21 protein-coding genes are annotated in these 22410 nt (G+C 67.0%); 12 read left to right on the top strand and 9 right to left on the bottom strand.

The features are described from left to right. Positions 1-922: 922 nt before the first annotated feature. Entirely contained in the window at positions 923-2608 is a 1686-nt protein-coding gene (purH, locus tag AC1D1A_RS05210; protein ID WP_476947282.1) for a bifunctional phosphoribosylaminoimidazolecarboxamide formyltransferase/IMP cyclohydrolase, read from the bottom strand. 150 nt (positions 2609-2758) lie between these two features. Between purH and AC1D1A_RS05205 the strand changes: the two genes are divergently transcribed. Further along, positions 2759-4111 (top strand): MFS transporter, encoded by a 1353-nt coding sequence (locus tag AC1D1A_RS05205; RefSeq protein WP_243180242.1) that lies wholly within the window; start codon positions 2759-2761, stop codon positions 4109-4111. A gap of 145 nt (positions 4112-4256) precedes the next feature. Here the strand turns inward: AC1D1A_RS05205 and AC1D1A_RS05200 are convergent, their stop codons facing one another. Together AC1D1A_RS05200 and purN are read right to left on the bottom strand one after the other, a co-directional pair. Next, positions 4257-5201, bottom strand: coding sequence for a hypothetical protein (locus tag AC1D1A_RS05200; RefSeq protein WP_476947281.1), 945 nt, complete (start codon positions 5199-5201; stop codon positions 4257-4259). A 284-nt stretch (positions 5202-5485) separates the two neighbouring features. Next, positions 5486-6061 (bottom strand): phosphoribosylglycinamide formyltransferase, encoded by a 576-nt coding sequence (gene purN, locus AC1D1A_RS05195; protein ID WP_476856619.1) that lies wholly within the window; start codon positions 6059-6061, stop codon positions 5486-5488. Positions 6062-6100: 39 nt separating this feature from the next. Here purN and AC1D1A_RS05190 point away from each other — a divergent pair, with 39 nt between their 5' ends. Next, on the top strand, positions 6101-6544 hold the full coding sequence (locus AC1D1A_RS05190; RefSeq protein ID WP_476947280.1) for a hypothetical protein: 444 nt from the start codon (positions 6101-6103) through the stop codon (positions 6542-6544). A 22-nt stretch (positions 6545-6566) separates the two neighbouring features. Here AC1D1A_RS05190 and AC1D1A_RS05185 read toward each other — a convergent pair whose 3' ends face one another. After that, a complete protein-coding gene (locus AC1D1A_RS05185) occupies positions 6567-7886 on the bottom strand; it encodes a cell division protein PerM (protein WP_476947279.1) in 1320 nt (439 codons plus the stop codon). A gap of 220 nt (positions 7887-8106) precedes the next feature. On the opposite strand from AC1D1A_RS05185, the gene AC1D1A_RS05180 reads away from it, so the two are divergent. Continuing rightward, a complete protein-coding gene (locus AC1D1A_RS05180) occupies positions 8107-8526 on the top strand; it encodes a DUF4383 domain-containing protein (RefSeq protein ID WP_253906807.1) in 420 nt (139 codons plus the stop codon). Between the two features lie 233 nt (positions 8527-8759). On the opposite strand, the gene AC1D1A_RS05175 is transcribed toward AC1D1A_RS05180, so the two are convergent. After that, the gene (locus tag AC1D1A_RS05175; protein WP_476947278.1) at positions 8760-9269 is read right to left on the bottom strand and encodes a cytidine/deoxycytidylate deaminase family protein; all 510 of its coding nucleotides are present in this window, start codon (positions 9267-9269) and stop codon (positions 8760-8762) included. A 106-nt stretch (positions 9270-9375) separates the two neighbouring features. Then, positions 9376-10680, bottom strand: a complete 1305-nt coding sequence (locus AC1D1A_RS05170) for an MFS transporter (protein ID WP_459384138.1) — start codon at positions 10678-10680, stop codon at positions 9376-9378. A 590-nt stretch (positions 10681-11270) separates the two neighbouring features. Here AC1D1A_RS05170 and AC1D1A_RS05165 point away from each other — a divergent pair. The 9 genes from AC1D1A_RS05165 to fdxA all read left to right on the top strand — a co-directional run bounded on the left by AC1D1A_RS05165 (position 11271) and on the right by fdxA (position 19323). Continuing rightward, complete coding sequence (locus tag AC1D1A_RS05165) at positions 11271-11879, top strand: helix-turn-helix domain-containing protein (protein WP_028277301.1); 609 nt, start codon at positions 11271-11273, stop codon at positions 11877-11879. Between the two features lie 112 nt (positions 11880-11991). Then, complete coding sequence (locus AC1D1A_RS05160) at positions 11992-12126, top strand: hypothetical protein (protein ID WP_476856621.1); 135 nt, start codon at positions 11992-11994, stop codon at positions 12124-12126. A 32-nt stretch (positions 12127-12158) separates the two neighbouring features. Next, positions 12159-13541, top strand: coding sequence for an FAD-dependent oxidoreductase (locus AC1D1A_RS05155; protein ID WP_028277300.1), 1383 nt, complete (start codon positions 12159-12161; stop codon positions 13539-13541). Then, positions 13538-14845 carry a CaiB/BaiF CoA transferase family protein gene (locus AC1D1A_RS05150; RefSeq protein WP_476947277.1) on the top strand — a complete coding sequence of 436 codons (1308 nt, stop codon included), beginning with the start codon at positions 13538-13540 and terminating at the stop codon, positions 14843-14845. The genes AC1D1A_RS05155 and AC1D1A_RS05150 overlap by 4 nt, the downstream gene beginning before the upstream one ends. Further along, positions 14842-15672 (top strand): enoyl-CoA hydratase-related protein, encoded by an 831-nt coding sequence (locus AC1D1A_RS05145; RefSeq protein WP_476856624.1) that lies wholly within the window; start codon positions 14842-14844, stop codon positions 15670-15672. The genes AC1D1A_RS05150 and AC1D1A_RS05145 overlap by 4 nt, the downstream gene beginning before the upstream one ends. A 62-nt stretch (positions 15673-15734) precedes the next feature. After that, positions 15735-16667 carry a dihydrodipicolinate synthase family protein gene (locus AC1D1A_RS05140; protein ID WP_476947276.1) on the top strand — a complete coding sequence of 311 codons (933 nt, stop codon included), beginning with the start codon at positions 15735-15737 and terminating at the stop codon, positions 16665-16667. Continuing rightward, positions 16667-17455 (top strand): SDR family oxidoreductase, encoded by a 789-nt coding sequence (locus tag AC1D1A_RS05135; protein WP_223915886.1) that lies wholly within the window; start codon positions 16667-16669, stop codon positions 17453-17455. Before AC1D1A_RS05140 ends, AC1D1A_RS05135 begins: the two co-directional genes overlap by 1 nt. A 56-nt stretch (positions 17456-17511) precedes the next feature. Beyond that, complete coding sequence (locus AC1D1A_RS05130) at positions 17512-18987, top strand: aldehyde dehydrogenase family protein (protein WP_476947275.1); 1476 nt, start codon at positions 17512-17514, stop codon at positions 18985-18987. Positions 18988-18993: 6 nt separating this feature from the next. Then, the gene (gene fdxA, locus AC1D1A_RS05125) at positions 18994-19323 is read left to right on the top strand and encodes a ferredoxin (protein ID WP_476872663.1); all 330 of its coding nucleotides are present in this window, start codon (positions 18994-18996) and stop codon (positions 19321-19323) included. A 41-nt stretch (positions 19324-19364) separates the two neighbouring features. Here fdxA and AC1D1A_RS05120 read toward each other — a convergent pair whose 3' ends face one another. From AC1D1A_RS05120 to AC1D1A_RS05110, 3 genes are all read right to left on the bottom strand, one after another. Next, positions 19365-21059: a SulP family inorganic anion transporter gene (locus tag AC1D1A_RS05120; RefSeq protein WP_476947274.1), complete on the bottom strand. Its 1695-nt coding sequence runs from the start codon at positions 21057-21059 to the stop codon at positions 19365-19367. Between the two features lie 174 nt (positions 21060-21233). Continuing rightward, a complete protein-coding gene (locus AC1D1A_RS05115) occupies positions 21234-21671 on the bottom strand; it encodes a VOC family protein (protein ID WP_230012177.1) in 438 nt (145 codons plus the stop codon). 54 nt (positions 21672-21725) lie between these two features. Further along, entirely contained in the window at positions 21726-22265 is a 540-nt protein-coding gene (locus AC1D1A_RS05110; protein WP_476849152.1) for a GNAT family N-acetyltransferase, read from the bottom strand. Between the last annotated feature and the right edge of the window lie 145 nt (positions 22266-22410).

Below are 22410 nucleotides of genomic sequence, written 5' to 3'. Positions count from 1 at the left end.
CGCGCTCCGTTCGCGGGGGCCTGTTCGCGGGGCCCGCGCAGCCGGGCTTGTCTACCCTGTTTACCCCAGCGCGGGGTCATTGCGTCCCATCTTCAGCAGTGGGGAGGACGCAGTGGCCCCGCGCTGGCTTTATGTGCGACGGCGGATCGCGCCCGCCCCCTGGACATGCCCTCCGCTAACACCAAGGCCCGGACATATACCCCACATGTCCGGGCCTTGCCATGAGGAATGGACATGTCCTCCCGGGCGGCTTCTCGGCGCTTGGGAACGAATGAGCATGTCCCCCGGCTGGCCCGCTGCGCTCCAGAAAGAACGGGCATGTCCCCCGGCTGGCCCTGGCAGCCGAGGGTCGCACGGGGACATGCCCTCTCCACACTCCGAAGCCTGGACATATCCGCCATGTGCCCACTCCTTGCCGCGAAAAATGAGCATGTCCCGCGGAAAGAATGAGCCTGTCCCAGGGTCCGGCCACCAGCCCGCTCGATGGCACAAAAAATGGAACATGTCCCCCGGCCAGGGAGGGCATGTCCCGGAAAGGAATGGGCATGTCCGACCGGGTCGGTCTCGAGCTCCTGAACCCGTGAGCACGTCCTTTGGGTTGGCCCGGTACGCACCGAAAAGAATGAGCATGTCCCCCGGATGGCCCTGGCAGCCCCGGTCGCACGGGACATGCCCTCCCCACGCTCCGAAGCCTGGACATATCCCCCATATGCCCACTCCTTGCCGCGAAGAATGAGCATGTCCCGCGGAAAGAATGGGCATGTCCCAAGGACCGGCCACCAGCCCGCTCGATGGCACAAAAAATGGACATGTCCCCCGGCCAGGGAGGGCATGTCCATTTTTTGCGGGGGTCTCTTGCGCGCGGGTCCCTTGTGCGCGAACCGCAGCCCGAGTGGAAGAGCACTACCCGAGTGGAAGGGCCCTAGTGGAAGAAGTGGCGTGCCCCGGTGAAGTACATGGTGATGCCGGCGGCGTTGGCCGCGGCGATGACTTCCTCGTCCCGGACTGAGCCGCCGGGCTGGACGACGGCGCGCACGCCGGCGTCGACCAGGATCTGCAGTCCGTCGGCGAACGGGAAGAACGCGTCCGACGCCGCCACGGCGCCCCGGGCACGCTCCGGCGAAGCGGCGGCGTCGGTGCCAGCAGCACCGCCAGCACCCTCGACATCGGACTCAACCGTGACACCCAGCGTGTTGGCGCGCTCGACCGCGAGCTTGCAGGAATCGAGCCGGTTGACCTGGCCCATGCCGATGCCGACGGCGGCACCGTTGTCTGCGAGCAGGATGGCGTTGGACTTCGCCGCGCGGCACGCGGTCCAGGCGAACGCGAGGTCGGCCAGAGTGGCGGCGTCGGCGGCGTCGCCCGCGGCCAGGGTCCAGTTCGCGGGGGTGTCGCCGTCGGCGTCGACCTTGTCCGTGGCCTGTACCAGCATGCCGCCGGAGACCTGGCGGAACTCGGTCGGGTAGCGGCCGTATCCGTCCGGGAGGGCCAGGAGGCGGATGTTCTTCTTCTTGGACAGGATCTCCACTGCCTCGTCGTCGAAGCCCGGCGCGATGACGACCTCCGTGAAGATGCCGGCGACGGTCCGTGCCATCCCGGCGGTGACGGTGCGGTTCGCGGCGATGACGCCGCCGAACGCGGACACGGGATCGCAGGCGTGGGCCTTGGCGTGGGCGTCGGCGATCGGGTCGGCCGCCGACGCGGACCCCACGGCCACGCCGCACGGGTTGGCGTGCTTGATGATGGCGACGGCGGGTTCGGCGAAGTCGAAGGCGGCGCGCAGGGCGGCGTCGGCGTCGACGAAGTTGTTGTAGCTCATGGCCTTGCCGTGCAGCTGGTCGGCCTGGGCGATGCCGGCCGGGGCGGCCTTGTCCACATACAGTGCGGCCTGCTGGTGCGGGTTTTCGCCGTAGCGGAGCACCTCGGAGCGTTCCAGGGCAAGGCCTGCGTAGGCGGGCCAGTCGATCACGCCGTCGCCGTCCTCGTCACGGAACTGGCTGGCGGTCCAGGTGGCCACGGCGGTGTCGTAGGCCGCGGTGTGCGCGAACGCCTTGGCGGCGAGCCGGCGGCGGGTCTTCAGGTCAAAACCGCCCGAGGCGGCGGCCTCCACCACGGCACCGTAGGACGCCGGGTCCACCACGATCGCGACGGCGGCGTGGTTCTTCGCGGCGGAGCGCACCATCGCGGGGCCCCCGATGTCGATCTGTTCGACGACGTCGTCCGGCGCTGCACCGGACTTCACGGTCTCCACGAAGGGGTAGAGGTTGACGACGACGAGGTCGAACGGCTCGATCTCCATGTCCGCCAGGGTCTGCATGTGGGCCGGGACGCGGCGGTCCGCGAGGATGCCGCCGTGCACGCGCGGGTGCAGGGTCTTGACGCGGCCGTCCAGCATTTCGGGGGAGCCGGTGACTTCCTCGACTTCCTGCACGGGGATGCCCGCGGCAGCGATCTTCTTGGCCGTGGAGCCGGTGGAGACGATCTTGACGCCGGCGGCGTGCAGGCCTTGAGCGAGCTCCTCCAGACCGGTCTTGTCGTAGACCGAAATCAGTGCCCGGTGGATGGGAACTCGGTCGATGGATACACGGTCAAGCTGCGTGAAGCTCACAAAAGTCTCCGTCTTATATCGCGGCGGGGCCGCGGGTGGTGGGGATGCGGCCAGTTTATCGCGTCCCGCCGCCGGGCCCTCCCGCGCGCCGGAGTGTGAAGCACGCGCAGGCCGCGGCCCGGCCACGTAGAGTTTTCACAGGAGGCCAAGATGAACACGTACACCACTGTGCCCAGCGGCGAACAGGTGGTCCAGGAACTGCCGTGGCGGTGGAAGGTCCAGGGCCGGATCTTCCTGATCGGCGGACTGGGCTTCATGTTTGATGCCTGGGACGTCACCCTCAACGGCATCCTCATTCCGTTGCTGTCCAAGCACTGGTCGCTGAGCCCGGGCGATGCCGCCTGGATCGGCACGGCGAACCTCATTGGCATGGCCCTGGGCGCGTTCGTCTGGGGCACCATTGCGGACACCATCGGCCGCAAGAAGGCCTTCACCGCGACCCTGCTGATTTTCTCCATCTTCACCGTGCTCGGCGCCTTCTCCCCCGACTTCATGTGGTTCGTCGTGTTCCGGTTCCTGGCCGGGTTCGGCCTGGGCGGCTGCATCCCGGTGGACTATGCGCTGGTGGGCGAGTTCACCCCGCGCAAACAGCGCGGCCGGGTGCTCACCGCGATGGACGGCTGGTGGCCGATCGGCGCCGCCCTTTGCGGTTTCGTCTCCGCCGGGCTGGTCGCGGCCTTCGCGGACTGGCGGCTGACCATGCTGGTCATGGTGCTCCCGGCGCTGCTGGTGTTCTGGATCCGCCGCAGCGTGCCGGAATCCCCGCTGTTCCTGATCCGCAAGGGCCGCCGCGACGAGGCCGCCAAGGTGATCGACGCCCTGGTCCAGGCCACTGGCGCTGAGGCCCGCGTCTACAGCCTGCCCGCACCGCAGGATGCACCACGCCTCTCGGCGGGGAGTGCGTGGACGCAGTTGCGCGCCCTCTGGCAGTTCAACTGGAAGATCACGACGGCGGCATGGGCCCTGTTCTTCAGCATCCTGCTCGTCTACTACCTGTCGCTGACGTGGATGCCGCGGATCCTGATCGGCGCCGGCTTCGAGGAGTACAAGGCCTTCCTGACCACGGCGTCGATGGCCGCCGTCGGACTCCTGGGCGTGGTGGTGGCCGCCCTGCTGGTGGAGCGTGTGGGCCGCAAGTGGATCCTGGCGATCACCGGACCGCTGTCCGCGCTGACGCTGGTGATCGTGGCGATCGTGGTGGACATTCCCACCGCCGCCGTGTTCTGGCTCCTGGTGTTCGGCTTCGTGGTGCAGGTGGCCATCCCGGTGCTCTACACCTACGTCTCCGAGCTCTACCCCACGGAACTGCGTGGCTCCGGCTTCGGCTGGGCCTCGACGTTCTCCCGGCTCGGCGCCGGGTTCGGTCCGCTGATCTTCGCGGCCTTCCTGTGGCCGGAACTGGGGCTCGCGACGTCGTTCGCCCTGGCCGGCGGCCTCGTGCTGCTCTCCGTGCTGTGGATGGCGTTCTTCGCCCCCGAGACCAAGCAGCGCCGGCTCGAGTAACGCGCCCACCACTCGATGCGCTATCACTTCAGGCTGTTCTGAGCGCTGATAGCCACCCCAAGTGATAGCGCATCGGGGAAATTACGACGGCGCCCCTCACCTGAGACAGGTGAGGGGCGCCGTCGTCTGTGGTCCGATCCCCCGGCTACTGGATGCAGGTCACGGACACCGAGAGCGCGTTTGCCTTGAGCTGGGTGACAGACCAGCCCGTGGGCTGACCCGATGCGCCCACGACCGGCTGGCTGGCCACGACCTGGTTGCCGTTGCCGCTGTTGATCGCGAACCCGCCGCCGGTGGCGACGTTGCCGGCCGGGCAGCTGGCGACGACGGTGAGCGTTGAGCCGCTGGCCGACGTGACGCTCACACTGGTGGACGCTGCGGCACCGGTCGCACCGGTCGCGCCGGTTGCGCCCCTCTCGCCCTTCGCCCCTGCAGGGCCGACCGGTCCGATGGCACCCATGGGTCCGGCAGCACCGGTTGCACCGGTGGCACCCGTCTCGCCCTGGAGTCCGGGGGTCCCGGCAGCGCCCGTGGCACCGGTGTCTCCCTTGTCACCGGTATCACCCTTCTCGCCTTGGACGCCTTGGGCACCCGTCTCGCCTGTGGCACCTGCGGCACCCGTCTCACCTGTGACACCGGTGTCTCCCTTGTCGCCGGTGTCGCCCTTCTCGCCTTGGGCACCCGTTTCACCTGTGGCGCCCGTGGCCCCCGTCTCGCCAGTAGCACCGGTCTCCCCCGTGGCGCCCGTTTCACCGGCGGCCCCTGTGGCACCGGTTCCGCCCGTGGCGCCGGTGTCGCCCTTCAACCCGGGCAGACCCTGGATCCCCGGGGCACCGGCGATGCCCTGCATGCCCTGGATGCCTTGGGCGTTCCAGGAGATTGCGGTTTCCTTCTTGGAATCGCACGAGGCGCCCGCGGGGAGTACCCGCAGCTCACCGCCGTTGTTGTTGTTGAAGCACCCCTTGATTTCGCCTGTTCCCGACGTTGGAGTGGCGGCGATGGCAGCAGAAACGGCGCCCGTTCCCAGAACGAGCGCCGCAGTGAGACACAGGACTTTTGGACTTGTTTTGGCAAGGCTGAATCGAGACATGAAGAACCCCCGGAGATGCGACGAATGAATGAGACTGCGTCAGACTATTGCCCATTTCACTACTTGCATCGGCTCGGAAATACCTGTCTTTGGCCCTGCAGTACCTGACTTTCGGACCGAGTACTCACTTTTGCGGGTCCGACCACTTGGTTGGGCCGCGAAGGCCGCTACGCGCCCACGACCCGATGCGCTATCACTCCAGGCTGTTCTGAGCGCTGATAGCCACCGCAAGTGTCAGCGCATCGGGGGAAACCCGGCAGCGCGGGAATCAGGCAGCGCGGAACTCAGGCAGGGGTGTGGGCCGCGGCGAGGGAAGCCAGAGTGGAGACCAGGAGCCGGCGTTCCACCACCTTGATGCGCTCGTGCAGGGATTCCTCGCTCTCGCCGTCCCCGACCGCCACGGCTTCCTGCGCGATGATGGGGCCCGTGTCCACCCCGGCGTCAGCCCAGTGCACCGTGCAGCCGGTGACCTTCACGCCGTAGGCCAGCGCGTCGCGGACACCGTGGGCGCCGGGGAAGGACGGCAGCAGCGCCGGGTGGGTGTTGAGGTATTTGCCGCCAAACGCGTCAATGAAGTCGGCGCTGACAATCCGCATGAAGCCCGAGGAGACCACCACATCCGGGGCGAAGCCGGCCACGGCTTCGGTCAGGGCCGCGTTCCAGGCCGCCCTGTCCGGGTAGGCCTTGAAGTCCACCACAAACGTGGGAATCCCGGCGGCGGCGGAGCGTTCCACCCCGAACGTCCCCGGCCGGTCGGCGCCGACGGCGGCGATCTCGACGTCGAGATCGCCGGACTTCACGGCATCGATTACTGCCTGGAGGTTGGAGCCGGTGCCGGAAACGAGGACAACTATGCGCATGGTCCTAGCTTATGGGGCCGCTCGCGTAGGCTGGAAAACATGAATCCCCCCACGGAATCCGGCAGCGGCCAGTCGAACCGGCAGCCGGCCGGCCAGGCAGCACAAGATTCCGCACGGCTGACGCACACCCTGTTCCGGCTGTTCGTCATCGCGGTCCTGGGCTCGTTCTTCGTCTTCCAGCTCGACGTGGGCTACGTGTGGCTGACGGCGCTGCTCACGGTGGCGGGGATTGTGCTGGGCATCGTGGTCCTGGTCCGGGCGGTGAAATACAAGGAATCGCGGCTGGTTCTGTACGGCGCGATATCCGGGCTGGTGGTTTCGGCGGTGATGCTGCTGGTGGTCCTGGCCTCGACGCTGTTCTTCAACCAGATCCGCGATTACCAGCAGTGCGTCCGCTACGCACTGACGCAGCAGGCAACCTCGGAATGCAGGACGCAGCTGGAGAAGTCCCTGCCGAGCCAGCTACCCACGCAGCTGCGCTAACAGCTGCACCGACGCCGCTGCCCTAGCGGCTGCTGACCGTTTCCAGGTCTGCCTCGCGCAGCTTCTGCTGGCGTTCCAGCCACGGTCCGGCCGCGTAGCCGATCACGACGCCGATTCCGACCTCCGCGGCCACGAACAGCGCCGTGCGCAGCGGTTCGGGCCCGATCTCCGTCAGCCGACCGATGCCGGCCGAACCGCGGGCCAGCCAGGCGAGCCCCGCCGCGAGCAGCCCGGCGACGGAGCCGATCACCGCGCCCAGCACCACGGTGGAGGCGGCGGCGGTAAACCAGCGGGCCCGGATCTTGATGGACAGCCATTCGTCGAAGTGGTTTTCGCCTTCGCGCAGGAACCACCAGCCGGCCAGCGCCCCGGCCAGCGCCGGCACCACCAGGGCCACGAAGCCGAAGTCGAGGGAACCGGCCGGCAGCGCGGCGAACACCGGAACGGACGGCAGCGGCCCGACGGCGGTCCCGAGCGGTCCGGCCAGCGACCCGACGCCCAGGGCGAACCCCGCGCCGGAGATCCAGGCCAGGGCAAAGACGACGAGGTTGGGCAGAAAGCCGAGCTGCACGATGGTGAGGACACCGCCGCCCATGGCGCCGGCGTCGAGCCCTTCATAAACGGCGACCACAAGGTTCCAGTGGATGAAGAGGTCGACGGCCAGCAGGGCGGCGGACATCGCCAGGCTCGCCATCAGCGCCACCGAGCCTGCCTTGATGGCCGAACCCAGGTAGGACCCGGCCCAACGCGAGTGCTGGCTGGTACGGGACAGCCAGGCCACGGCGTCGACGCCGATCAGCCGGCTCCACGACCCGGCCTCGCGGCGCGCGCCCACCACCATGCCGAGCCCGAACGGGACGAGGGGAATGAACGCGGCGGCCCACAGGCTGATGCCGACGTCGGCCGTGCGGCAGACGAAGCCCGTTGCAATCCCGAATCCGGCATACGCCAGCCAGGAGCCGAGCAGCGCCTGCCAGAGCTGGTCCGTATATGAGGCGCGGGCAAGGCGCCGACCGGCGCGCCAGGCGAGCAGGAACGGGATGAGGGCCAGGCCCAGCGGGATGAGCGAGAGCGTCCCGGATTCCGGCTGCGCGGCGGACCCGGCACCGGCGGTGTCCAGCAGCAGGGGCACGCCGTGGATCAGCAGCCAGGCCTGGCCGGCCAGGCGTGCCAGGACATCGAATCCGTCATGCTGGAATCCGGCCGTGGCCCAGACAATGACGATCGGGGCCACCACCACGAGGGCGGAAATGACGGCGGCCTGGGCGGACTCGAGGGCACCCTGCAGCCACAGGGGCATGGGAAGGCCACGTTGTCCGGTCTGATCAGCGCGCAGTTTCATCGAGATCCATGGTGCCACGGGCCCGGCACCCGGCCGGTTTCCGACAGGCACATTGGCCGGATCCGCCGGATTTGCCGTCGGGGGCCCCCGGCGCTTTTTGCGCACCCCGGTCGTAAAATTGTAAATGTCCGCAATCAGTGGTTGGAGGCAGATAATGACTACCGCATCTCCTCATGCGCACGGCGTTCATTTTGGTCGGACAGATGTACAGAACGTCGGCATGGGTGCAGGTATCGTCCTGATCGTCGTGGGCATCCTGGGGTTCATCCCCGGCATCACTACGAATTACAGCGAACTTAGGTTCTTCGGGCCCGATTCCAAGGCCCTGTTCCTGGGCCTGTTCCAGGTGTCGATGTTGCTGAACATCGTTCAGCTCGCGATCGGCGCCACCGGCCTGACCATGTCCCGGACTGCCATGGGCGCCCGGAATTTCCTCATGGGCTCCGGTCTGCTGTACATCGTCCTTAGCATTTACGGTTTCATCGTCGGCGTGGATTCGGCGGCCAACTTCCTGTCGCTGAACACCATGGACAATTGGGCCTTCATGGTGATGGGCGTAGTAATGGCCGGCGCAGGCTGGCTGATGACAAGGCACCTGGAAGAAGACGTAAAGACCCGGTCATCAACCCCCGGGACATAGGGAGCCGCGAATGAGTAACGTTTCATAGTATTCAGAAAATTCGTACTACCTGCTGGTGCAGCGGTTTAGCGGAAACGCGGCGGCTGCACCAGCTTTCTGTGTGGCGTCTGGGGCCGCCCGACGGCGGAACCTCCCGGCACGGCGGAAGGCCGGGACTTTGTGAGTCCCGGCCTTCCGTGATGCCCTGCCGCTGCCGTTGCCGCCGGTGATGATGCGGGTGCCGCGGCGGCTCGTTAGGTTGCGTGTTCCTGAACGCGGGGCGGAACAGTGTCCCACTCCGTTTCGGTGGCACGCATCCAGGGAAAGGGCAGCAGTTCCTTGATCCGGACCTTGCCCACCTCGCCCCCGGCATCGACCAGTACAGACGTCTCGGTTCCGTAAGAACGCAGCAACTCCCGGCAGACGCCGCACGGGTTGGTGACCTGGGGGTGTCCCTGCCCGTCCATGCTGACGGCTACCACGGAGTGGATTGCTGGCTCCTGGGCCATGCGGGCATTGGCGAGGGCGCTGGGTTCGGCGCACACATTGATGCGTTTGGCGCCAATGTGCAGTCCGAGATAGATGGCCCCCGACTCACCGCGCATGGCGGCCGCCACCCGGTGGTTCTCGCTGTGGTGGGCGGTGAGCAACAGCGCGCGCGCTGCCTCGTAAAGCTCCACGTCGGAGGCGTCGACATCAAAGGAGATCACGTTTGCCTGCAAACCGTTTGTGTCCGGGCGACTGACGTCCATGAGGGTTCCCACTTTCCGTTCCTGCTTACCGCTGTTCTTGCGTGCCTGTGTTCTGGCCTGGCTGTCTTCGTAACCGGCCGTGGTCGTAGCCGGCTGCGTTCGTGGCCGGCTGGGTGCTCTACCGGCCGATGAAGATGCCGTTCTTCTTCCGGGCGAGCAGGTAGAAGACGATGCTGAGCGCCGACAGGACAGCCACGTATACGGGGAAGATCCAGGAGGCGTTCATGGACTGGAGCCAGACCAGGAGGTAGGAGGCCGTGCCACCGAAGAGGGCGACGCCCAGGCCGTAGCCGAGCGCGGTGCCGGCACCGCGGCAACCCTTCGGCATCAGGGAGCTGGTGACCACGTTGTACAGGGTCATGTTCAGGACCAGCACAACCGAGCCGCCGAGGAGGACGGCCGCGAAGCCGGCGATGCCGGGCTTGACGTACATCAGCATCAGGAACACGGACGGAATGGCCAGCGCACGGGTGATCAGGAACCACTTGGACATTGACTTGCCGTCAGCGACCTTGCTGATGATGAGGCTGCCGACAACCAGCACGACGCCGAGGATGGTGGTGAGCGCGAAGACGGCGGTTGCGTCCTCCTTGAAGCCGGTGCGGGCCGCCGTGGGAAGGCCGGTGTTCCAGGCGTAGTTGTAGGCTTGCGCCGCGCCGACGACGAAGGTGATGGCCAGGACGCTGAGCCAGTGCTTGCGCACTCCACCCCAGACGGTCTTGGCGGAGTTGTTCGCCAGCTCTTCCGGCTTCATGGTTTCCGGAAGCGTCCGGCGAAGGTAGACAACGACGAAGCCGAAGGCTGCGCCGACGATGAACGGCACACGCCATCCCCAGTCGGCCATGACGGCCCCACCGAGCATCAGGGACGAGAGGTAGCTGACCAGCGAGGCGAGCAGGATGCCTGCGTTGACGTAGAAGGAGATGATGCCGGCGACAAAGCCCTCGCGTCCCTCGGGGACGAGTTCGACGGCGTGGGCGGTGGACAGCGGAGCTTCGACACCGGTGGAGATGCCCTGAACGATGCGGCAGACCAGCAGGATGACGCCGGCCGCGGGGCCAATCTGGTCATAGGTCGGCGACACGGCAATGATCAGGGTGGTGATCGCCATCATCATGATGGACCAGAGCATTACCCGCCGTCGTCCGATCCTGTCGGCGAAGGTGCCGAGCAGGATGCCGCCCAGCGGACGGAACGCGAAGCCGACAGCAAAGACTGCCAGCGCGCTCAGCGTCGCGGCAACGGGGTCCTGCGACGGGAAGAACTTGGGTCCGATGAAGGCCGACAGCAGGCCGAAGACCATCCAGTCGTACCATTCCAGGGTGTTTCCAAGTCCAAGGCCGAGCAGTCCCCGGCGGACTTCCGGAGATAGCCGGGACTTGCGGCCGGTCTCCAGGTCAGTCTTGACGACAGTGTCAGTCATGATTCCTTTTTCCTTCCCCCGCACTTTCGGGGTGCGTGAGGGTACGGATTGCCGGCGGGCACCCCTGTTGGGGTCGCCGGCAATCGAAACTATCGTTTGGCTTGGTCCGCGGGGCGGGACCGGCTCACCACATGGGAGGCGAGTTAGCCCAGATAGCTACGCATGCCTCTTCGTAGCGCTTGAATGCAAACGGGCCATCCAGCTCGGCAACAAGGAACTGGTCCCTGGTGACCGGCCAACATCGTGCTCTGCGGATGGCTTGGCAGATGTCACGGCAGCTTGGCTTAAGGCAAGGAACGTGTTCGCGGGTCGGATGCACCTTCCGCCAGAAGGCTGTGCGCCCTAACCTGTTTGAAGCGTTCTTCCCAAAAGTGTTGCGGCTCACACAACTATATTGAAGATCTTCACAGAGTCAATGGTTTTCGGAGAAGTCCCGTCCGCCCGCAGCAGGCCGGGCCCGGGCCGGATTACAAAGCCCCACGTCAGGCGCAGATTCGGCCCGGAACCGTAAAAATATTCACTAAAACCTTGATTCGCTAAAAGTTTTCACTATAGTTATGTGTGTTAGCTCACCAAGAGAGAGTCGGAGCATGACCAACGAAATCGTCACGGGACATTCCCCCGCCGGCACAAGCGTCCTTCTTGCCACCGTCGGCAACAAGGTCCGCAACATGCGCAAGGACAAAGGAATGACCCTTGCGAAGCTCTCGGAAGTCACTGGCCTCAGCCCGGCGATTGTCAGCCAGATCGAACGCGGCCTGGCCAATCCCTCTTTCACCACCTTGGCGCAGCTGGCACATGGCCTGGACATTCCGGTGGGGAAGTTCTTCCTCGGACAGGAGGAAACCAGGTCCCCCGTGGTCCGCAAGGCCGAGCGGCGGAACCTCAAGGGCGTCACCAAGAAGTCCGTGGGTGAAGCGGTCTATGAACTGCTCACCCCGGACCTCAACGGTGCGCTGGAGGCCCAATGGATCGTGAGTCCGCCAGGCCACGACACCAGCGCCACTCCTTTCCGGCACAGCGGCGAGGAATTCGGCATCGTGCTCTCCGGCCGGAAGGACATCTTCCTGGACGGCGAGAAGTACACCCTGGAAGAAGGCGATTCGATCACCTTCTCCTCGGATACGCCCCACTGGTACAAGAACAGCTACGAAGAGGTCTGCGTAGCAATCTGGGTTAACGCACCTCACGCGTGGTGATCCGCCGGCCCTAGCCGCCGTCACCTTTCTCCGGTCCGGACGCCTCTTCTATACCGCGGTGTCCGCCGGAACCCCTCCAACAGCCCGCACCACGGCCCCGCAACGGGCCGCGATGCGTCATACCCTCTGCCGGGTCGATTTCGCGGTCAGCGTTGCCGCGTTACTGCCGGGCACCGTCTTCTACGTCACCGTCTTCTACGTCACCGGCACCGTTCCAACGGCACCCGTTCCCACGGCACGCCTCTAACGGCACTTCGGCCGAAACAGTAAGGATCCCCCATGAACCCGTCCACAGCCATGTCGTCGCTGGAACTCAGCACCACCACGGCGGACCTCACCGCCCCCGTCATCTCCCGCTCCGACGTCCTCGTCGTCGGCGGTGGCCCCGCAGGCGTGGCCGCAGCCGTCACCGCGGCCCGCTCGGGCGCCTCTGTCACGCTGCTGGAACGCTACTCCTCCCTGGGCGGCCTCGCCTCCGGCGGCATGGTCCTGGTGCTCGATGACATGATCAACGGCCAGGAAATCACGGTCACCGGCATCGTCTCCGAGTACGTCGAGCGGCTGCAGAAGCTGGGCCTGGCGATCGTCCCGCCGGCCGATGACCGCAAGACCTCCGAGGAACTGTGGAACAAGTGGGGCCGCTACGGCACCTTCGACTTCCACTCCCACACCACCCCCAAGCCGGTCTGCTACGCCGCAGCCTTCGACCCGGACGGCTGGAAGCGTGTCTCCAACGACCTCGTCCGCGAGGCCGGCGTCAACCTGCGCCTGCACTCCTGGTTCTCCCGCCCCATCGTGGACAACGGCGTCATGAAGGGCGTGATCTGCGAGACCAAGTCCGGCCCGCAGGCCTTCATGGCCGACATCGTCATCGATACCACCGGCGACATCGACGTCGCCTCCCGGGCCGGCGCCAGCTACGTCAAGGACAGCTACCTCACCACGCTCGTCTTCCGCCTGGGCAACGTCGACACCAACGCCGCGGAGGCCTTCGAACAGGCCAACCCGAAGGAAGCCCGCGCCATCAACCGCAAGATCAAGCGCCTCCTCGGCGGCGCCTGGGAACTGTGGTGGCTCAAGACCCCCATCGACGGCGTCGTCTGGTGCAACGCACCCCACATGACCGGCTTCGACGGCGTCGACCCGGCGGACATGACGGCCGCCGAGTTCGCCGCACGGGACCGCATCACCGAGGCCGTGGACTACGTCCGCGCCAACCTGCCCGGCTTCGAGAACTGCTACATGCTCGACGTCGCGTCCCAGATGGGCGTGCGCCAGACCCGCCTGCTCGAAGGCGAGTACGTCATGACCAAGGAAGATGTCACCTCCCGCCGCCACTTCGCCGACACCGTGGCCCGCGGCCGCGACTACTACTACCCGTTCCGCTCGCTGCTGCCCAAGGAAGTGGACCAGCTGCTCGTCGCCGGCCGGCACTACTCCGCCACCCCCGAGGCCCAGAAGATGTCCCGCGAGATCCCGCCCTGCATGGCCATGGGCCAGGCAGTCGGCGTCGCCGCCGCGCTGGCGATCCAGAACGGCACCCTCGTCCGCGACGTCTCCGCCCTGGACATCCAGCAGGGCATGCGCCGGCACGGCGCGGACCCGGGCGACGTCCCGTCGTCGAACGCCACCCTTGACGTGGACGCGGTGGTGGGGGCATGAGCACCGTCATCGACGACCTCTTCTCAGGCGCAACAGCAGAAGGCACAACAGCAGACGGCACGACGGCGGCCCCAGCCGCCGGGACGGAGGCACAGCCGGCCGGCACCCCGTTCCCGGCCGGCACCCCGCTCCCGCTCGAGGGAATCAAGATCGTGGACTTCACCCAGGTGTTCATGGGCCCGTCCTGCACCCAGCTGCTGGGCGACTACGGCGCGGACATCATCAAGGTGGAACGCCCCGGCGCCGGAGACATCTCCCGCAACTCGTTCCCGGACAAGGACGGCCAGGACAACCCGATCTTCCTGTCCATCAACCGGAACAAGCGCAGCATCTCCGTGGACACCCGCACCGATGAGGGCAAAGCCGTCCTCCACCGGCTGCTCGCCGACGCCGACGTCGTGGTCAGCAACTTCCGCTCCGGCGTCATGGAGCGGATGGGCTTCGGCTACGAGGACCTCAAGGAGCAGAACCCGGGCATCATCTGGGCCTCCGGCACCGGCTTCGGCCCCGAGGGCCCCTACTCGCACAAGGGTGGCCAGGACGCGATCGCCCAGGCCTACTCCGGCGTCATGTGGCGGCGCGAGTCCGATGACATGAAACCGGCCATCTACCCCACCACGCTGTGCGACTACATCACGGGCATGCACCTCATGCAGGGCATCCTGCTGGCACTGCGCACCCGCGAGTCCGCCGGCGTCGGGCAGAAGGTGGAGGTGACCATGTACGACTCCATGCTGCACCTGCAGATGCAGGAGGCCTGCATGCAGCTCAACCGCGGCTACGAGGTCAACTGGGGCGCCATGCCGCTCAGCGGCGTCTTTGAAACCACCGACGGCGCCGTCTGCATGGTGGGCGGCTTCACCCCGGACCCGCTGCTGCGCATTTCCGAGGCCCTGGGCCTGGACGAGGACCTCACGCTGCGGCCCGAGTTCGCCAACCTCGAACAGCAGTTCAAGCACAAGCCGGCACTGCAGGCGATCTTCCGCGAGCGCATGGCCACCAACACCACCGAATACTGGACCACCCGGCTCGAAGACCAGGGGCTGCTCAACGCCCCGGTCCACACCCTGGAACAGACCCTGGCCGATGCTCAGACCCACGCCAACAACATGATCGTCGAGGCCGAACACCCCGGCGTCGGCACCGTGAAGATGCTCAACGCACCCATCCGGCTCTCCGCCACCCCGCCCACCATCCGCCGGGTGGCCCCGCGCCTCGGCGAACACAACGTCGAGGTGCTGCTGGAGAACGGGTTCGACGCCGAGACCATCGAGCGCCTGCAGCAGCTGGGAGTCCTTCGGTGACCGCCGTTTCAGAAGCCGGGCATACCGCCTCGGTTCCCGCCGCCGTTGACCAGGTCACCCTGACCATCGAGAACCACGTCGCCACCGTGGTCATCGACCGCCAGCACGTGCTCAACGCCGTCGACGGCGGCGCGCAGGCCCGGCTCAACGAGATCTGGGACCAGCTCGAAGCCGATCCGGACGTCCGCGCCGTGGTCATCACCGGCGCCGGGACCCGGGCCTTCTGCGTCGGCGCGGACATGTCCGCCTCCGCCGTGGACAAGACCGGGCTCGAATACTGGGCCGGTCTGGACCCGAACGGGTTCGGCGGGCTCAGCCTGCGCACCACGCTGGACATCCCGGTGATCGCCCGGGTCAACGGTTATGCGCTCGGCGGCGGCATGGAGATCGTGCTCGGCGCGGACATCGTAATCGCCGCGGACACGGCCCGCTTCGGGCTGACGGAACCGCGCGTCGGGCGCCTGGCGCTCGACGGCGGCATCCACCAGCTGGTGCGCCGGATCCCCTACACCCAGGCAATGGGCATGCTCCTGACCGGGCGGAAGGCCGAGGCCACCGAGATGCAGTCCATGGGCCTGGTCAATGAGGTGGTCCCCGCGGACCAGCTCGACGCCGCGGTACAGCGCTGGCTGGACCAGATCCTCGCCTGCGCCCCCACCTCGGTCCGGGCGGTCAAGCAGATGGTCACGCAGACCGCGCACCTGACCGCCGCCGAGGCCCGCGGCCTCCGGCTCCCCGCCCTCATGGCGGCGCTGGACAGCGAAGACTCCGCCGAGGGCGTCCGCGCCTTCCAGGAGAAGCGCGCCCCGCACTGGCCGGGACGCTAGCCGTTCCACGGCCCGAAGATTCAGCCGCTCGAAGAACAACAAGAGCTTAGAAGGAGAAACCAATGCGGGAGTCACTGACACCCGGCGTGTGGGGCGTCGTCGCCACACCGTTCCAGGGCAGCGCCCTGGATGTCGACACGGACAGCCTGGCCGGGCTCGTGAGCTACTACGAGTCGATCGGCGCCACGGGGCTCACGGTCCTGGGCGTGTTCGGCGAGGCCGCGGCCCTGACGGCGGCCGAGCGCAGCCTGGTCCTGGAAGTGGTCATGGAGGAAACGCGCCTGCCCCTCGTGGTGGGAGTGACTTCCCTCTTCACCGGCACGGCCGTCGATGAAATCCGTTCCATCCAGGCCGCCACCGGGGACCGGCTGTCGGCCGTCATGGTCCAGGCCAACTCCGCCACCCCCGGGGTGGTCATCGCGCACCTGAACGCCATCCACCACTCCACCGGCGCCAACGTGGTGCTGCAGGACTACCCGCTGGCCAGCGGCGTCCACATCAGCACCGAGGCGCTCATTTCGGTGGTGCAGGCCTGCGGCTTCGTCACCGCGGTCAAGGCCGAGGCCCCGCCCACCTCCGTGGCGATCGGGCACCTCACCGCAGCCCTCGACGTCTCCGTCTTCGGCGGTCTCGGCGGCCAAGGGCTGCTGGACGAGCTCATGGCCGGCGCCGCGGGGGCGATGACCGGTTTCTCCTACCCGGAAGCGCTCATCGCCTGCGTGCAGGCCTGGCAGAAAGACGGCTACGAGGCCGCCCGCGATGCCCTGCTGCCCTACCTGCCGCTGATCAACTTCGAGCAGCAGGCGAAAATCGCGCTGGCGATCCGCAAGGAATGCCTGCACCAGCGCGGACTCATTGCCGACGCCGGCGTCCGGGCACCGGCCGCGGCGTTCCCGGAGGTTCTCCGGACCGGGCTGCGCACGCACCTGGCCGAGGCCGCCGAGGCCCTCGGCCAGAACCCGGCCGCCGTGCTGACCACGGCGGGGAGGAACTGATGGATTTCGGAATCAGCGGAAAGACCGCCTTTGTGGCCGCCTCGACCGGCGGCCTGGGCCTCGCCATCGCCCGGGCCCTCGCCGCCGAAGGCGTCCGGGTGGCCATCACCGGCCGGCGCGAAGTCCGCGCCAAGGAGATCGTGGCCGAACTGACGGACGCCTACGGACCGGGCGCCGTCGCCATCGAAGCGGACCTCAGCACCGCCGAAGGCGTGGCCGCAGCCGTCGAGCAGACAGTCGCGGAACTCGGGCCCATCGACATCCTGGTCCTCAACGGTCCCGGGCCGAAGCCCGGCGCGGCCGCCACACTCGGCGCGGACGACATCGCCGCGGCGTTCGAACAACTCGTCAAACCGCACCACGCCCTGGTCTCGCACATCCTGCCGGGCATGCGGGAACGGCGCTGGGGCCGGATCCTGGCCGTCGGGTCGAGCGGCGTCGTGGCACCACTGCCGAACCTGGCCGTGTCCAACACCGGCCGCGCGGCACTGGCCGGCTACCTCAAGACCCTCGCCGCCGAGGTGGCGCTGGACGCCGTCACGGTCAACATGCTCCTTCCCGGACGCATCGCCACGGACCGGGTCGCGGAACTCGACCAGGCCGCCGCCAAACGGCGCGGCACCACGCCCGAGGAAATCCAGCTCGAATCCCGCAAGACCATCCCCGCCCGCCGCTACGGCGAACCCGAGGAATTCGGCGCCGCCGCGGCGTTCCTCTGCAGCGCCCCGGCCTCCTACATCACCGGCGTGGCACTGCGCTGCGACGGCGGCCTGATCCGCGGGCTCTAGCCACAGGCGCTGAACACTCAGCACACACCCTGCTCCGACTCTCACGAAGGAACACCATGACTTCCACCGACACAGACACCTCAACCGCAACAGCCCGGGACCTCCTCACCGCCCGGCACCTGATTAACGGCGAATGGCTCGGCGGGGCGGACACCGAGCGGATGAACCCGGCCCGCCCGGGCGAACTCGCCGCCCTCTCCCCCAGCGGCACCGCAGCCGACGTCGACGCCGCCATCACCGCCGCCGCCGCCGCGCAGCCGGCCTGGGCAGCACTGCCCGCCCCGTCCCGCGGCGCCATCCTGATGACCGCCGGCAACCTGCTCCTGGAGCGCCAGACCGCCATCGCCGAGGACCTCGTCCGTGAAGAGGGCAAGACCCTCGCCGAGGCCAAGGGCGAGGTCAAGCGCGCCTCCGACGTGCTGCGTTTCTTCGGTTCCCTCGGCTGGGCCGCCACCGGCGAGGTGCTGCCCAGCGGCCTGCCGGACACCACCATCACCACCCGCCGCGAGGCTCTCGGCGTCGTCGGGCTCATCACGCCGTGGAACTTCCCCATCGCCATCCCGGCCTGGAAGTCCGCCCCTGCATTGATCAGCGGCAACGCCGTGGTCATCAAGCCGGCCGAGCTCACCCCGCTCTCCGCCACGCACCTGGCCCGCGCCCTGCAGGACGCCGGGCTGCCCGCCGGCGTGTTCAACGTGGTCCACGGCAAGGGCCGCGTGGTGGGCGACGCCCTGGCCCGCGATCCCCGCATCGCCGGGTTGTCCTTCACCGGCTCCACCAACGTCGGGCTGGGGCTGCAGGAGATCCTCAACGCCCGCCGCGCCCGGGTCCAGCTGGAAATGGGCGGCAAGAACGGCGTGCTGGTCCTGGACGACGCCGATCCCCGCAAGGCCGCCCAGGTGGTGGCGGCCGGCGCGTTCGGCCTCACCGGCCAGGCCTGCACCGCCACGTCCCGCGTCTACGTCACGCCCGGCATCCGCGAGGAATTCCTGGCGGCCCTCACCGAGGAAGCCGCGCAGTACACGGCCGGCGACGGCCTCGAGGCCGCAAGGATGGGCGCCGTGGTGAGCAGCCAGCAGTTCGAACAGAACCAGTCCGCGGTGCGCACCGCCGTCGAACGCGGCGCCACGCTGCTGCACGGCGAGTACGACGGCGGCACGGACGCCGGGTTCCTCTTCCCGGCCGCCATCCTCACGGACCTGCCCTTCGACGATGCCGCCGTGACCGAAGAGATCTTCGGACCCGTCGTGGCCGTCCTCGAGGTCCCGGACTACGAGGCCGGGCTCGCCGCGATCAACGGCTCCCGCTACGGCCTGACCGCCGGCATCTGCACCGACTCCCTGGCGTTCTCCACGGACTTCGCCGCCCGCGCCCAGGCCGGCGTCATCAAGGTCAACCGTCCGACGGCGGGCCTGGACCTGAACGTGCCGTTCGGCGGCGTCAAGGACTCCTCCACCAACACGTTCCGCGAACAGGGGAAGTCCGCGCTGGACTTCTTCACGTGGGGCAAGACCGTCTACACGGGTGTGTAGCCAGCCATGACGTACGTGATCGCCCAGCCCTGTGTGGATGTCAAGGACAAGGCCTGCATCGACGAATGCCCGGTGGACTGCATCTATGAGGGTGAACGCTCGCTCTACATCCACCCGTCCGAATGCGTGGACTGCGGCGCCTGCGATCCCGTCTGCCCGGTCGAGGCGATCTACTACTCGGACGATGTCCCGGACGAGTGGGACGACTACGTGCGCGCCAACGTGGAGTTCTTCGAGGAACTGGGGTCGCCGCAGGGCGCCTCAGCCCTCGGAAACCTGCACCGCGACCACCCGGTGGTGGCGCGTGCGCCTCTAGGCGCACGCGCCGTCGGCTGAGCCCGTGACTGAACTGGCTGATGACCGGGGACAACCGTTCCCTACCCCTCCCTTTTCTCCCGTTGGAACGCCCTCACTGCTTCGCTCACTGTTGGGTAGAAATGTTCGGGAGAGAAGCGGGCGCCCATGCCGTACTGCAACAATCTGTCTTTGACCGGGTCTTTGAGCTCGGCGAACACCAGGTCCACGCCGTGCCGGTCCAGCCATTCGTCAAGCTGCACCAACTCGTCCAGTGCAGTCGTGTCGATTCCCGTCACTGGTTCTGCCGCCAGCACCACGCGTTCTATGCCGTCCCCCGCCTGGTCCAGTTCGGTGCGCACGAAGGACCCCAGCAAGGCGCCGTTGCCGAAGAACAGCGGTGCGTCGAAGCGCAGGATCAACAGGCCGGGGATGCGTTCCCCTTCCGGATGACGGCTCACGTCGTGGTATCCCGGTACCCCGGGCACGTCCACCAGTTCAGCACGGTAGGGGTCCCAGGCCTGCCGTAGGAAGTCCAGAATTGCCAAGCCGATGGCAACGGCGATGCCCGGGAGGACGCCCAGTATGGTCACCCCCAGGAAGGCCGCGAGCATCACCAACGATTCACTGCGGCTCATGCCGATGAGCCGTCGCACACCGGCCGGGTCGGCTATTGCGGCGGCTGCGGCGATGACAATGGCTGCAAGGGTTGTGGCCGGCAGGAACTCGGTGACGCCAGGCGCCACAAGCATGAAGCCGAGCACCAGGACGGCGCCTACGGCCCCCGTGAGCTGGGATTTCGCCCCGGACTCGACTGCCACCGGCGTGCGGGACGTGCTGGCCGACACCGGGAAGCCACCGAGCAGCCCGGTGGCAGCGTTCGCCGCGCCCAAGGCTGCCATTTCGTGGTTGCCGGATACCCTGCCGTCCTCTGCGGCCGCCAGGGATTGTGCCAGGGTACCGGTATCAACGAAGACGATGAGGGCGATCGCGGCGGCGGCGGGCAACAGTGTCAGGACGTCGGCCCAGCCAATTCCACCCAGGGCCGGTGCAGGGAGCCCCTGCGGGAGGGCACCAGTGACCTTCAAACGCTCTTGGAGTCCCAGCACGGCCACGGCGATGCAGGACACAACCACCGCAATGAGCACGCCCGGAACCTTCCATTTCAGCCGGCGGGGAACCCAGATGAGCGCCAGCGAGACCAAGCCGAGCAGTAGTGCCGTCAAATTGGTCTCGCCGGCAAGCACCTTCGGCACGGCGGCGATGAGTTTTTCCCAGGGTGTACCGCCTTCCACGGAGATCCCCAGGAGGGTGGGAAGCTGGGACACGGCCACCAGCAAGGCGATACCGTTGAGATAGCCGAGCCGGATGGGCTTCGACAGCAGTCCAGTGACGATTCCCAACCTCAGCACTGAGCCGAGCAGCAAGATGCCGCCAATCAGTATGGCGAGGAGACCGGCCAGGGCCACGGATTTCTGCTCGTTATCCGCGGCCAAGGGAATCAAGGCTGCCACGATCATCGGAGCGAGCGCGGAATCCGGGCCCAGCACCAGCACACGCGATGGCCCGACTGCCGCGTAGACAAGCAGGGGCACTACCGTGGCGTACAGGCCGGTCACCGGTGGAAGGCCGGCGGCCTGGGCGTACGCCATGCCAGCTGGGACCAAGATCGCGAAGAGCGCGGCGCCCGCCACCAAGTCGTGGCGCAGCCACTCGATCCTGTAGCCACGCAGGGCCGGCGGGACCGCCCAGAATGCAGTCCTTCCGGATCGGCGCATCTTCTGATCATGTCGCATCACGCCGCTGCCCGCCATCCATCATCGGGCGACCCCAGCCTTGCGCAGATAACTGTGAGCTGCCGGTTTGACTCTGGTGGATACTGACCCGGATGGGCCGCCAATCAGCTCGATCGCATGGCCGCGATTCACGGGCTAATCGGGCCGATCCGGGTGTCAGTCTTTTTTCAGTTTCTCGGCGAGCATCACGAGGATTCCGCTGGGACCTCGGAGGTAGGTGAGTTTGTAGACGTCACCGTAGGTCGCCACACCGCGTAGCGGACGGCATCCGTGCTTCGCAGCTACCTCAAGGGCCTCGTCGATGTCGTCAACCGAGAAGGCCACGCGGTGCATGCCGATGTCGTTGGGACGGGTTGGGTTCGACTCGATCGCTTTAGGGTGGATGTACTCGAAGAGCTCAAGTCGACCATGACCGTCCGGGGTCTGGAGCATCGCAATCTTGGCATGGTTGCCATCAAGTCCGACGGCAGTGTCGGTCCACTCGCCGCTGACGGTATCACGGCCGACGACGGTGAGACCGAGGTCGGTGAAAAAGGCGATTGTTGCTTCGAGGTCACGAACCGCAATACCGACGTTTTCAAGTTTGATGGCCATGCGTTGAAGCTACCAAGACGGACCGACTAGCTCCAGTGCCGGGCCGGATTATGGTCAGAGTGTCTTCGTAGTGAAGAGAGAATCGCCGTGGATTTCGTCAGGTTCTACTTGCCCGGTTTCGACAAATCCGAGTTTGGCCAGCACACGGCGTGACGCTGTGTTCCAGTCACGGACTGTAGCCCACAGGCGTCGGTAGCCCGACGCCTGCGCCCGCTGGAGGACGGTCCACGAGGCCTCGGTCGCAAACCCTTGGCGCCAGACTTCGCGGAGGAACTCGAACGCGAGTTCTGGCTCTCCAGCCCGTCCGTGCTCGTTGGGAATCAGCCCGCAGTAGCCGATGACCTGCCCCGAACTCTTTTGCTCTGCGGCCAGCAACCCAGGGAAGGGGTGTCGGCTATCACGACGGATCCGGTCCTCGATATCTTCCAGCGTGGGGTGACCATCGGGACTGATGCGACGATGCGGAGGGACGCGAGGATCGCGCTCGGTCCACAGCTCGCGCAGGACGGCGGCGTCAGACACCCGCCATGGCCGCAGCAGCAGCCGATCCGTTTCGAAGACGACCTCGATCCGAGGTACTCGCGCATGGTCCACAGCGATAATTATGGATGATCGAAGGCTTTGAGCCCGCTGCGCCGGTTGCCCGCGATCTCGGAATGTCGGTCGAATCCATACCCGTGACTTATGGCTCTGGTCGACTGATGTCTGCCTGAGGACCATCACAAGCATTAGGACTGTG

The sequence above is a fragment of the Arthrobacter sp. P1_B9 genome (assembly GCF_056406495.1).
This window is presented reverse-complemented; position numbering and strand designations above follow the sequence as displayed.

Excerpts from the sequence above, each read along its gene's own strand:
- AC1D1A_RS05205 (WP_243180242.1), top strand. The coding sequence starts at position 2,759 with ATGAACACGTACACCACTGTGCCCAGCGGCGAACAGGTGGTCCAGGAA.
- AC1D1A_RS05200 (WP_476947281.1), bottom strand. The coding sequence starts at position 5,201 with ATGTCTCGATTCAGCCTTGCCAAAACAAGTCCAAAAGTCCTGTGTCTC.
- purN (WP_476856619.1), bottom strand. The coding sequence starts at position 6,061 with ATGCGCATAGTTGTCCTCGTTTCCGGCACCGGCTCCAACCTCCAGGCA.
- AC1D1A_RS05190 (WP_476947280.1), top strand. The coding sequence starts at position 6,101 with ATGAATCCCCCCACGGAATCCGGCAGCGGCCAGTCGAACCGGCAGCCG.
- AC1D1A_RS05185 (WP_476947279.1), bottom strand. The coding sequence starts at position 7,886 with ATGAAACTGCGCGCTGATCAGACCGGACAACGTGGCCTTCCCATGCCC.
- AC1D1A_RS05180 (WP_253906807.1), top strand. The coding sequence starts at position 8,107 with ATGGGTGCAGGTATCGTCCTGATCGTCGTGGGCATCCTGGGGTTCATC.
- AC1D1A_RS05170 (WP_459384138.1), bottom strand. The coding sequence starts at position 10,680 with ATGACTGACACTGTCGTCAAGACTGACCTGGAGACCGGCCGCAAGTCC.
- AC1D1A_RS05165 (WP_028277301.1), top strand. The coding sequence starts at position 11,271 with ATGACCAACGAAATCGTCACGGGACATTCCCCCGCCGGCACAAGCGTC.
- AC1D1A_RS05160 (WP_476856621.1), top strand. The coding sequence starts at position 11,992 with ATGCGTCATACCCTCTGCCGGGTCGATTTCGCGGTCAGCGTTGCCGCG.
- AC1D1A_RS05155 (WP_028277300.1), top strand. The coding sequence starts at position 12,159 with ATGAACCCGTCCACAGCCATGTCGTCGCTGGAACTCAGCACCACCACG.
- AC1D1A_RS05150 (WP_476947277.1), top strand. The coding sequence starts at position 13,538 with ATGAGCACCGTCATCGACGACCTCTTCTCAGGCGCAACAGCAGAAGGC.
- AC1D1A_RS05140 (WP_476947276.1), top strand. The coding sequence starts at position 15,735 with ATGCGGGAGTCACTGACACCCGGCGTGTGGGGCGTCGTCGCCACACCG.
- AC1D1A_RS05135 (WP_223915886.1), top strand. The coding sequence starts at position 16,667 with ATGGATTTCGGAATCAGCGGAAAGACCGCCTTTGTGGCCGCCTCGACC.
- AC1D1A_RS05130 (WP_476947275.1), top strand. The coding sequence starts at position 17,512 with ATGACTTCCACCGACACAGACACCTCAACCGCAACAGCCCGGGACCTC.
- fdxA (WP_476872663.1), top strand. The coding sequence starts at position 18,994 with ATGACGTACGTGATCGCCCAGCCCTGTGTGGATGTCAAGGACAAGGCC.
- AC1D1A_RS05120 (WP_476947274.1), bottom strand. The coding sequence starts at position 21,059 with ATGCGCCGATCCGGAAGGACTGCATTCTGGGCGGTCCCGCCGGCCCTG.
- AC1D1A_RS05115 (WP_230012177.1), bottom strand. The coding sequence starts at position 21,671 with ATGGCCATCAAACTTGAAAACGTCGGTATTGCGGTTCGTGACCTCGAA.